The 11,308-nt window shown below is 46.5% G+C and carries 9 protein-coding genes and 1 pseudogene; 5 read left to right on the top strand and 5 right to left on the bottom strand.

What is annotated here, in order from left to right; genetic code table 11:
• Nucleotides 1-743: efflux RND transporter permease subunit (locus A3751_RS07705; protein WP_068453991.1), on the top strand; the 743-nt coding region annotated here is incomplete at its 5' end.
• A 165-nt stretch (nt 744-908) separates the two neighbouring features.
• On the opposite strand, the gene A3751_RS07700 is transcribed toward A3751_RS07705, so the two are convergent.
• Both A3751_RS07700 and A3751_RS07695 read right to left on the bottom strand, forming a co-directional pair.
• Nucleotides 909-1,739, bottom strand: a complete 831-nt coding sequence (locus tag A3751_RS07700) for a mechanosensitive ion channel family protein (RefSeq protein ID WP_197466227.1) — start codon at nt 1,737-1,739, stop codon at nt 909-911.
• Between the two features lie 148 nt (nt 1,740-1,887).
• Nucleotides 1,888-4,257 carry a hypothetical protein gene (locus tag A3751_RS07695; RefSeq protein WP_156492323.1) on the bottom strand — a complete coding sequence of 790 codons (2,370 nt, stop codon included), beginning with the start codon at nt 4,255-4,257 and terminating at the stop codon, nt 1,888-1,890.
• A gap of 493 nt (nt 4,258-4,750) precedes the next feature.
• Between A3751_RS07695 and A3751_RS07690 the strand changes: the two genes are divergently transcribed.
• A complete protein-coding gene (locus A3751_RS07690) occupies nt 4,751-5,224 on the top strand; it encodes a peroxiredoxin (RefSeq protein ID WP_068453987.1) in 474 nt (157 codons plus the stop codon).
• Nucleotides 5,225-5,327: 103 nt separating this feature from the next.
• Here A3751_RS07690 and A3751_RS07685 read toward each other — a convergent pair whose 3' ends face one another.
• Nucleotides 5,328-6,380 carry a hypothetical protein gene (locus tag A3751_RS07685; RefSeq protein ID WP_068453985.1) on the bottom strand — a complete coding sequence of 351 codons (1,053 nt, stop codon included), beginning with the start codon at nt 6,378-6,380 and terminating at the stop codon, nt 5,328-5,330.
• A 143-nt stretch (nt 6,381-6,523) separates the two neighbouring features.
• Nucleotides 6,524-7,441 (bottom strand): DUF808 domain-containing protein, encoded by a 918-nt coding sequence (locus tag A3751_RS07680; RefSeq protein ID WP_068453984.1) that lies wholly within the window; start codon nt 7,439-7,441, stop codon nt 6,524-6,526.
• A 246-nt stretch (nt 7,442-7,687) separates the two neighbouring features.
• Between A3751_RS07680 and A3751_RS07675 the strand changes: the two genes are divergently transcribed.
• The gene (locus A3751_RS07675; protein WP_068453983.1) at nt 7,688-8,539 is read left to right on the top strand and encodes a S1 RNA-binding domain-containing protein; all 852 of its coding nucleotides are present in this window, start codon (nt 7,688-7,690) and stop codon (nt 8,537-8,539) included.
• A gap of 9 nt (nt 8,540-8,548) precedes the next feature.
• On the opposite strand, the gene fabR is transcribed toward A3751_RS07675, so the two are convergent.
• Nucleotides 8,549-9,169 (bottom strand): HTH-type transcriptional repressor FabR, encoded by a 621-nt coding sequence (fabR, locus tag A3751_RS07670; RefSeq protein ID WP_068453982.1) that lies wholly within the window; start codon nt 9,167-9,169, stop codon nt 8,549-8,551.
• A gap of 268 nt (nt 9,170-9,437) precedes the next feature.
• Between fabR and A3751_RS07665 the strand changes: the two genes are divergently transcribed.
• Nucleotides 9,438-10,613, top strand: coding sequence for a flavin reductase family protein (locus A3751_RS07665; protein WP_068490242.1), 1,176 nt, complete (start codon nt 9,438-9,440; stop codon nt 10,611-10,613).
• Nucleotides 10,614-10,790: 177 nt separating this feature from the next.
• Nucleotides 10,791-11,308, top strand: a pseudogene (locus tag A3751_RS07660) (fatty acid desaturase); the annotation flags it as partial.

The following is an 11,308-nucleotide window of genomic DNA, read 5'->3' as shown; positions in this document are numbered from 1 at the left end:
AAATGATTCCGTTAAGTACGCTGGTTCAAACCAAGCCGATATTGGGGCCTGATGTTACGTACCGCTATAACACCTCAAACTCCGTCACCGTGAATATTATTCCCGCCCCTGGTGTGAGCTCGGGAGACGCAATGGCGGCGGCTGTCGAAGTGGCCAAGACGAGCTTGCCTGATGGCTACGAAGCGCAATGGACGGGTATGGCGTATCAGCAAATTCTGGCAGGTAATTTGGCGCCCTTGCTGTTTAGTTTGGCGATTATATTCGTTTACTTGTTCCTTGTTGCTCAGTACGAGAGCTGGAGTATTCCTATTTCCGTTATTTTCTCGGTGCCTATCGCCATCTTAGGGGCAGGCGTGATGCTGCTTGCGATCAATAACCCTCTCGACTTGTACGCTCAAGTCGGACTGGTGTTGTTGATTGGTCTCGCGACCAAGAATGCGATTCTGATTGTTGAGTTTGCTAAGGAGCAGCGCGAGAAGGCAGGGCAGAGCATTATTGAGTCGGCAGAAACCGCAGCGCGAATGCGATTTAGAGCCGTACTAATGACGGCTTTGTCTTTTGTTTTGGGTATTCTGCCGCTTATCTTTGCGGTGGGCGCAGGTGCTGCAAGTCGCCACTCTATTGGCTATACCGTATTTGGAGGTATGTCGGTGGCGACGGTTGTGGGTACACTGTTGATTCCGGCATTCTACGTGATGATGCAATCTCTTAGAGAAAAAGTGAAGGGTTCGAGTAAGGTGTGAACTAAGAGTTTATGATGAGTTGGTATGCCATGCTATTTGCATAGAAAGGCGTTTTCAGCGACGTCGAGCGTATCAAGACCTAACATCTATTCGACTAGCCAGATGAAGTGTCATGGCTCTGCGTATGATTGGCACGTGAGACCGAGGTGCCAATCATTGTGATACTTACGTCGGCTCTGTTTTTACAGCCGCTTGACTCATCAACACCGAATTGCGAATGACCGGCGGCAAAATTCCTTGCTTTTTGAACTCGCTCATTACTCTTAGAGTGACATCTGTCTCAAATAACTTCTCGTATTGCGTATCTAGCACGTAGGCTTTAAGGGTCAACTGCAGGGCGAAGTAGGTGTCTTCAATGTGCTGTTTTACTAATACAACGATCGGCTTAGGTAGATGAATGTAGCGGCTTGAAGCAGCCGCTTCTTGGATGATATCGCGCGCGAGAAGAATGTCTTGATCAAGACCGATATAAAAAGGAATGTTGATTTGCATATCCAACTCGCCGAAGTTCCCGCTTGTCACTACATCGCTTAAGAACTTGCTATTTGGTATGGTGATCATGTCATCCGTTAGGGTCTGCATTCGTACTGAGCGCAAACCAATTTTAACGATATCTCCATAGTGCTCTTCAAACGTAACGCGATCGCCCACCTGAAATGGGCGGTCTACCATTACTGTTAGCCCAGCAATAAAAGATGCTGCAAGATCTTTCATCGCAAAACCGACTGAGACTGCCAGTGTTCCACCGATCACTGCAAGCACGCGATCATCGACATGGAAGCTGAGCATGAAAACGATGATCGAGGTTGCGACGTAGACAAAAAACTGGAAAAACGACTGAAGTTTTTGTGCGAGCATACGGCGCTGAGCCAATTGGCTGCCAATTGAATCAACAAGGTTTTGAGTGAAACGTAGCAATGCCCAAGCAACGCCAACAACTAAAACGGATAATAATAGGCCTGACCAGCGTATCAGGCCGGAAAGGTTCTGTATCACATTAAGATCGGCTGTTGGTTCGGCGAGAGCTTGAGAACAAAAGAGTAAGCCGAAAAGAGTGATTAGAAAATGTTTAGCTGCACACCCACAATATAATGGACTGCGCTTATTTGAACTTATCATTTTAGAATTCCGCATATGTAGGCCATTACTTCACTAAAAGGTGCTGGTTGTGCAAGGTGTTCGTTACAAAGCGATACCAGTGATCTGAGATTTTTGCTTTATCATCAATCATTGTAATAAACCCTCTGTTCTGAAAAAAACGCAGAGTATTGAGTACTTCGATGTAGCTAAGTTGGGTGCATTCTGAGAGCTCCTCCGCCGACGCAAGCTCTAGTTGCACAATGGCGCGCAGCACGGCGAGCATAGGTTTTGGAAGTAGCTCTAATCCTTTGTCTTCTGGTGCTTTGAATATTCGAGCAACAACGCGCTTTTTTTCTATATCTTTAAATAAAGACATCCGGAAAAAACGTAACGCGACACTTGGGTTGCCGTCTGAATAGTTCCATAAGATTCGGAAAAAGCCATTTTGCGCTTTTGCGACTTCATCAAGTTCTTGATCATCCCATTGCTTTGGTATTTTTAAGTCGTCGAAGTGGATCGCATATTGTTCATCGGTATTGATACGCGACTTCATGAGCTCTGTTAATTGTTCTTCTGTCCATCGCGGCAAGCGAAGCATTCGATCTAGAATTAATCTTTCCCCTCTAGCGCGCTCGACAAAGCGCCATGCAGATTGCTCTAAGCCCAACACCACGCCATGATTGCCGCGTCCGCGTCGTATAATATTGATGAACTTTATGAGGCTGCTGATGCCATTCACTTTTGGGCTGACTAGACGCTGAGAGTTGTCGATGCAGAAAAGATATCGGCTTTCTGCTTTTCTTAGCGCTTGGACGAACTCGCCTTCGCTACTATCTTCACTTAAGCCGATCTCTAGGCTTAGTTGCTTGATGAGTTCTGTAAGCCCACCGTGTGGACAATCGATGTAGAGGGATTGTTTATTTGACGATCTGACCACCAAGCGCCTTAAAAATGTCGTCATGCCACAACCCCGCTCACACGTAACTACAGTCATGGCGGGAACAGGTTTTAGTACGTGGCTGCATAGATCATCCAACTGCTGTTGTCCGTAGGATTCAATGAGATAGCTGTCGGCTTGTCCAGGAAGTACGAACTTAAACGTCTCCTCCTGATTCATTTTCGCGAGATTGTGCTTTTGGCGCTCCTCGATTGTTTGCTTGATGACTTCAATACTGAAAAAGTAGGCGATGATTTGTTTGAAAAAATCATACTTGGATAGGTGCGTGAATAGTATTGTTTGAGCTCGAAGTATGCTGAGGTGAATCATGCACAGGACGGACGCAATTGGAGAAATAAGTAGATGCTCTTTCTGAGTAAGAGACCATGCTACATAACTAGGAACCGATGGAAGGTTGGATGCACCTTCAAAGACAAAAGGGCGCCATAACCGAATGACTCGGATGATCTCGATGAAGATAAAAACAATCATCAATTGCTGAGACCAGTAATAAATTGCGCCTTCATAAAGGCTAAAGCTAATTGTTTTCAATACGACATACGTTAATGCGGTGATGCGAATAAGCATAAACAATGATTTTTTGTTCAGCTGTTTTCTTGCATTTTGATCGTCGCTGCCATGGATATCTAACCATGTTGCGCAAAGTCGATATGAAGCAATCGCGATGATGCAGCCGGTTACAGCAGGTTGCGCATATTTGATTGCGTCTAACAGCATCAAATCTTGCAGTAGAGATATCAATAAACTCAAGAAGAGGAACCATCCAAGTGGAGCCGCGATCTTCTCTAAGTAAGGAGAGAGTTTTTTGATGGTTCGCCAGTTATCATCCAACTCTCGCTGGCTGCTTAGGTGGAAAAAGCGAGGAACATTGCGTAGCCATAGCGTTAAAATGTATGCCGCCGCGATGAGCTTCAGTATTGAAATGATTAGTCCAATAAGAACCTTGCCGATAGTGTCACTAAAATTCGAAAACAGTCTGATTTCTCTATTCAACCAAATGAGACTTTCTATCTTGATGATCTTGGCTTCTAGCTTTACGAGTTGAACGGCATCTCTACCGTAAGCGGTGTATTTCTCTCGGACTTCATTCTGACTGAGTTTTAGTAAGCTCGCCTTGCTCAAGCTGAGTCGATTCACTAGATCTTTTTGTTTTGATATGGCCTGCCAGTGTGAGTTGCTATTGCGCTGTGATTTTTCGCTTTGCACTAGGCGTTCAAGTGCCCCAAGCTCTTTTTTTAATAGGCTTATGTTCCGGCTTAACAGCTCTGCGATATCGTCTTGTTCAAGCAGGAGCGCCTCTCGGCCGATTGGGAGTTGTTCGATTTCTTGTATGAATTGTTCGGTCTCTCCAGCTCTCTTCTCAGCATTGCTGTCAGCAATTAACGGTAAGCTAAGAGACAGTAAGGCAATTGATGAGACTAAGAAAAATAGAATGCGTGTTACTGTCCGAAAACAAGTAGGAACCATAATAGTCAAAAGACACTCCTTTTTTCTTATCTTTATAATCGGCGAATATCGCCATTGTAAGGGGGTAATGTGCACGTCAATGTTGCCGCATTCGAGACTCGTCATTCACCTCGCTTAATACTATGCAGGCAACACGCTCATTAAACCCTTAATGGCTTTTTAAGGCCATAGCGAGGTTAGTGTAACGAATATCTGAATTTCACGCGCGATTGTCGTATTTTTCGTGCCTGATCGCGGTTAAAGTGCTTTTTCGTTTGAAGGAGCTTGTTGCAGAGAAGATCCTTTTGTTATGGATTGTCGTAAAGAAAGACGAGCTGCAAAAGGCTTGATCCTGCATGAGCTGTCATCCAACAACAGGGTATTGAATACAACGGGTGAAATCCCCGTTTATAACCGCTCAAAAGAGTGTGTTTTGATTAACTGGTAATGTTAGATATCGGATCTGGTGAAAACCATTTTCATTTTTACGCCGCAGGGCGCTCTTAAATAAGGATTTTTATTGATGTTAAAAGTAGGCGATAAAATACCAGCACATACCTTTCAATACTTGGCTGAAGATGGGATGCAAAGCCCAACGACAGAAGCGTTGTTTTCCGGGAAAAAAGTCGTTCTGTTTGCCGTGCCTGGAGCATTTACACCGACATGTTCCGCGGCTCACTTGCCGAGCTATGTTGTTCATGCTGATGCAATCAAAGGGCAAGGTGTCGATGCCATTATTTGTACCTCCGTAAACGACGCGTTTGTTATGAAGGCTTGGGGAGATAGCGCGAATGCTGAACATCTTGTCATGCTTGCTGATGGCGATGGGGCGTTTGCAAAGGCGATCGGTATGGCTGTCGACACAGGTGCGTTTGGAGGGCTGCGGTCTCAACGCTACTCTATGGTTGTTGATGACGGGGTTGTTAGTGCGTTGAATGTAGATGAGCCGATGCAGTACGAGGTGAGCGGCGCTGAAACGATCCTAGAGCAGCTTTAAGCTGGTCTAGGTGGTATTTTCAGAGGGCTAGCCGCGAGCTTTTGCTAATATGCCTCACCGAGTGGCGATCATTTATTTCTGGCCACATGCAAGCGCACAAGCGCTAAAAGGGAAGCGGCTTGATGAAGCCAGCGACTTCCCCTTCCTCTACGAGCTGCGCAAATTGTTCGGCCAACCGCTCAGTCTCTGAAAGTACTTTCCTCCAGTAGGTCATGCGAGTCTGGGCATCCAACTCCACAAAATCGGTTCTGTCGGGAATCTTCCCGTAGGGTAATGACGCTACGAATTCGCTTGATGGGCAAATGATCACCGTCCTGTCGTAGTGAGCGTTTCGTGCCACACGCTTGGAGCTTTTATCAAACCAGCCAGGTTTAGGTATTGGTCCAAAGTGTGGATAAAGCGTCAAGCCCTGGTTCTTAATGTCTACGTCAAAATGATAGTCAATCACGCCACCATCTCGATACATTCCCAAAGGTGCTCCGGGGATGTTTTTGATTCCTGCCATCACCATGGGAATCGACCCCGAAGCGAGCAGGGCAGGCATCAGGTTTTCTTTTGATAGGCGCACATGGCGAGTTGGTATGCCATCCGGATCGTCTAAAACTAGGGCGCTACTCGGCGTATGAAATATAAACCGTTCATACTGATTTTTAAGGTGTTTTCTATCTAGCCTGTTGCCGATGTAACTTTTTGCGAGCCCTAAGCCTTGCAAAAACTTGTTCTCGTACTGAACAAGCCCATTGGCTTTTGCGACGATAAAATGTGCTTTAAATATTCGGTTATTTACGATCTCGTCTACACCGTTTTCCGCAAGAACTTCTTGCAGCAATAGTTCTGCTTTATCCGTGATGTCGCGCGGTTTTGGTTTTTCGGGATAAACCGTTTCTGAATAGCTTTTCGCGAACCTCTCGATGGCAGCGATAGGATCTTTTTGCGCAAAACAGGCGGCTCTAAACGCGCCTGCACTGGAGCCAATTAAGTTGAGTTCTGTCTCTCGTTCTTTAAAGAACTCGCCAAACAAGTACTTGTCCAATCCGTACAAACTAAACCATTTCGGTCCGCCCGATGCGCCTAATAAAGAGGTGAATAAATCCGCATGAAAGCCATTCTTTGCAATGGCTGTTCGAGCGCGCTCGCCTGCGTATATTTCTAACACGATCTGTCCTTTTTTGAGGTGGCTCGGTTAATCTCAATGCGACTGCGCGTGTTTGCCTGTATCGACGTGGCCAACCTTCGCTGTCTCGCCATAACGACGAATGAATCAAGTGCGTAAAAATCCGCACACTCAATGGCTTGCGCTCACGAGTGTTTTTTGCATGACTTTACCCCATTTAAGGCGAGTAAACACGCTGCGCCGCTGAGTAGTCCGACGAATAAGTTAAGTACCAGGCCGCTGAGAGTCGGGTAACCGATAAATGAAATAATGTGTTCTGATAGATGATGCACAAAGGGCAAACCGTGCGCAATGATACCTCCTCCTACGAGAAACATCGCAAGCGTTCCGAATAGGCTTAGTGATTTCATGAGCCAAGGGCAAAACCAGAGTATTGCATTGCCAAAAGCACGTTTCGCTCGGCTAATCACCGTGTTTTTCAGGTTAGACTTTAGGTAAAGCCCTACATCGTCGAGCTTCACAATTGCGGCCACCAAGCCGTACACGCCGATGGTCATCGCGATCGCAATAAGGCAAACAACACTTGCTTGTTTCGCAAACGTTTCGCTCGCAACTGTACCAAGGGCAATAACGATGATTTCGGCAGAGAGAATAAAGTCGGTTCGTATCGCTCCCTTGATTTTGTCGCGCTCAAAGTCTGCCATGTTAATCGTCGGATCAGTGAGCGCCTCTCTTAGCTGTTCTTTTTTGGCTTGTTGGTCGTTTGTGTGCATCAGGTGATGCCAGATCTTCTCAAAGCCCTCAAAGCAAAGGTAAAGTCCTCCAATGATTAACAGAGGCGTGATCAGCTGAGGAACTAACGCGCTCAAGGCGAGGGCGGTCGGCACTAATATCAGCTTGTTCTTGAAAGAACCTTTGGCGACGGCCCAGACAACGGGGAGCTCTCTGTCTGCCTTTACTCCACTAACCTGCTGGGCATTGAGTGCAAGATCGTCACCGAGCACTCCTGCGGTTTTCTTTGCAGCGACTTTGGTCATCAAGGCGATATCGTCTAATACGGTCGCGATGTCGTCGATGAGTGCGAATAAGCTGGTGCCTGCCATGAGCGTCCTGTCGGTGAAGAGTATCGAAGGGATTCTTCTAGCAAGATAGCAAATCAACATGGCAGATGTAAGCGATGCAATCACCACTATACCGCCACTATATCGTCATTAAGTCGTTATATCCCCTAAATATTGGATGAACTAAATCGACCAGCCTTCTTTAAATGCTCAATTGCTTTACAATTGAGCATACTTTATTTGGCTTGCAGTGACGTCATTGCCGGCGATCATTTTTTTGGAGTTGTCATGGCCTATCTTGGGCGCTTTAACCGTCTTACAGTCAGCAAATTGGAAGACCATGGTGTTTATCTTGATGCCGCATGGATGGGCACGGTTTTGTTGCCTAAGAGTCAGGTGCCAATGCAATGTCAGGTCGGTGACAATCTTGTTGTGTTTATTTACCTAGACTCAAAAGATCGTTTGATTGCCACAACGAGTAAGCCTCTAGCGCAGGTGGGTGAGGTCGCCTTTTTGAAGGTGTTGCAGGTCAATAGCGTGGGTGCGTTTTTAGACTGGGGATTACCCAAGGACTTGCTCGTTCCTTTTAATCAGCAGGCCGCGCCAATGGAAGTTGGGCGATCCTATCTTGTATATCTTCATGTTGATGATGAGGGTAAACGCATACTCGCGTCGGCTCATCTGAATAAGTTCATTGAAAAAGAGCCTCTAGGTTATAAGCCGGGTCAAGCTGTGGATTTGGTGGTCTCGGAGAAAACCGACTTGGGATATGCCTGCGTGATCGATCATCAGTTTTGGGGCTTACTATTTTACAGTGATGTCGTTAAGCCGCTTCGAATCGGTCAAAACATTAAGGGCTACATTAAGCGCGTTCGCGAGGATGGCAAAGTAGATTTGAGTTTGCAGGCGCCAGGTTTTGCGAAAGTAGATGATCTAAGTAAGCGGGTATTACGAGCCCTGCAGGAGAATAATGGGTTTCTCGGCCTGTCCGATAAAAGCTCGCCCGAAGCGATCGCTGAGGCATTTGGGGTGAGTAAGAAGTCATATAAAATGACGATTGGTAACATGTACAAAAACAAGCTGATCCAGATCGAGCCTGCTGGTATCCGACTGCTGAAGTCAGAAAGCAACTCGTCTTAAGTCGATCATTTATTTGCTTTGCCAGTGCATGGCGCCAAGCCAGATTAGGCGTAATTTTTTTAGTGTTTGTTCTGTATAGGTATCGATATAAGCGGGATCTTCTTCGGCTTGGTCGAGTAAGTCGATGGTGTTCTCGAACACTGTATCGACGATGAGCTGGCAGATGATCATTAAGTCAGCATCGCTCGCATTAGAAAACTCTTTTAAAGGCCGTGTGTCTGATGCGAGCTCATTGGCAAAGTAATTGAGCTCCTTACGGATTGCCTTTCTTAATGTGGGTGTTCCGCCTGTTTTAACTTGCTCCATAAAATAAAAGTAGTTTTTATGAGAGCACACATACCTTGAATAGAACTCAACTGAGTTTCGAGCGCGTGCATCAAAATACCCTTCGTTCTGTCTTGCCTGACGCATGAGCTTGCGTAGCAGCAGCCCTAAATCGTCAATGATATTTAAACCGAGCTCTTCCATATCGGTAAAGTGACGATAAAAGGAGGTAGGCACAACCCCAGCGTTCTTAGCGACCTCTCGAAGGCTAATGCTTGCAAAGTTACGGCCATTGCCCGTTAAGTTGAGCGCCGCATCCATTAGTGACTTGCGTGTTTGTGCTTTTTTTTCGTCTCTTGTTTGCATGCATTCCGCTTAATGAATAAAAGATACAAAAGTTTAGCATCTTTAGTGTTCACCTGTGCACTGTTATTTCATGAGTTTTTGCGTGCGTCTGCATCAAGAATACCGCTCTTTTTCAGGAGCTTATCCTATCTAAAGGCTGTTTTGTAAGTGGTCTCTTTGCTGTGGAATAAGATTTGATTATGAAATTTGAGTGTACAAGTGTTGACTGAAAAGATGTCCTGCTGTACTTTGGTGAACATATGTACACCAAAGTATTCGGGAGCTTCTTATGGGCGCGCTACACCAAACTAACTTCACTCACCTATCGGCCGCTATGTACCGTTGGGCGTCAAAAATGTCGCCATTGGCATTAAGTGCGCCTGTCGATTTTTTCATGACCGAGTTCGAGCCTTTGTTCGCAACAAAACGCATGGCAGCGGAGTTGGTCTCGACGAGACATGAGACGCATGACACGACCACCTTTGTTTTGCGTCCATCGATACATTGGCAAGCCTTTGTGCCAGGGCAATATGTGGCGATTGAGGTCGATATTGCGGGTGTGCGGTATCGTCGAAATTACTCGATTTCGTCATCGGTACGGATGTTTGAAGAGCAATCCCTGATCAGCATTACGGTAAAGCGTGTCGAGGGCGGTATTGTTTCTAACTATTTAGCGGATCATCTGGAGCTAGATGGCTTATTGCACATCAGCGAGGCGCAAGGTTCATTCATCATGGACCCAATCATCAACTCTGAAGAAACAGCAATCGAAAATGCCGTTGCTCCAGTATTTGTCGCCGCAGGAAGCGGTATTACACCGATTATGGCGATGATCGAATCCATGGCTCAGAGCTCCACCTTAAACAAGGCAACGCTTATCTATGCTGCGCGTAGTAAGGATGATGTGATTTTTGAGCAGCGTCTGATGGAGTTAAAAGCAGCGTATCCTGATTTTGTCATGATCACACATTTTGCGACTGAAGCGTCGGGCCACCTCAATCAGCAGTGTCTGGTTGACTATTGCCCCGACCTCGCAAACCGAGCTGTATATACCTGCGGAGCTGAAGGCTTCATGTCGACAGTCAGAGCGGCGTCAAAAGCGCTTGGTGTTGATATTGCGGCCATTAAGAGTGAATCCTTTGGTGTGCCAAGGAAACAGGACACGTTGGCGAACCTTGCTCAATTGCGAAGCATGTCAGGGCGTAACGAGGTCAATGTGACGTTGTCGAAAACGCAGCAGACCTTAAACGCTAGCGGTGAGAAAACGCTGTTGGAAATCGCTGAAGAGGCTGGACTAAAACCGAAATTTGGTTGCCGTATGGGTGTTTGTCACGAGTGCAAGTGTACGAAGTCGTCTGGTCAGGTCGTCAACGCACTGACAGGAGAGCTTGTTTCAGAAGAGCAGACCCAGATCCAAGCCTGTATTTCCATTCCTGTGGGTGATGTCGCCATTGAAAACTGGTAAGCGGCGCGGGCTTGACCGCTGACGAAAAATTGAGAAAACGACCATGCTCGGCCGAATCTAAAAAGGCGTGCGTGGTACATCTAATCGCAAAAGAGAGTCGTGAAAGCATAGAGTTACGTTAAACCGGCGCCAGTAAACAGGCTTAACGCATGCGCTGCGACCTTGAGGAGAGTGACTATGGATATGAAAACGAAACCGCACAAGCTAATGATGGAGCATGACTTCGAAGCATTTGGCCGCGGCTTGGACGAGATTCGCCAAGAGGTCGTGGACGATCTCGGCCAGCGGGATGTTGCTTACATTAAAGGTATCATGCACAAACAGCGCTTAACTGAGATGGTCGGCCGTGGATTGATTCACTTTAGCCTAAACCCCTTAAGTTGGTCGGTGGGTGTCAGCTTGTTGTCTGTGTCCAAAATTCTGGAGAACATGGAAATTGGACATAATGTGATGCACGGTCAGTATGACTGGACCAATGATCCGGAATTGCAAGCCCAAAACTATGACTGGGACAATGTGTGCGATGCGGAGTCATGGCGAAAAACCCATAATTTCGAGCACCACACATATACCAATATTCTCGGAAAAGATCGTGACTATGGCTATGCCGTGCTCCGCCTAGATGACGGCGTCGCATGGAAGCCGTGGCACTTGGTTCAGTTTATCCAGTATGGGGTGCTGAGTTCTTTTTATGA

This window comes from Oleiphilus sp. HI0080 (assembly GCF_001635135.1).
The sequence above is the reverse complement of the archived record's forward strand: the minus strand, read 5'-3'. Positions and strand labels throughout refer to the sequence as shown.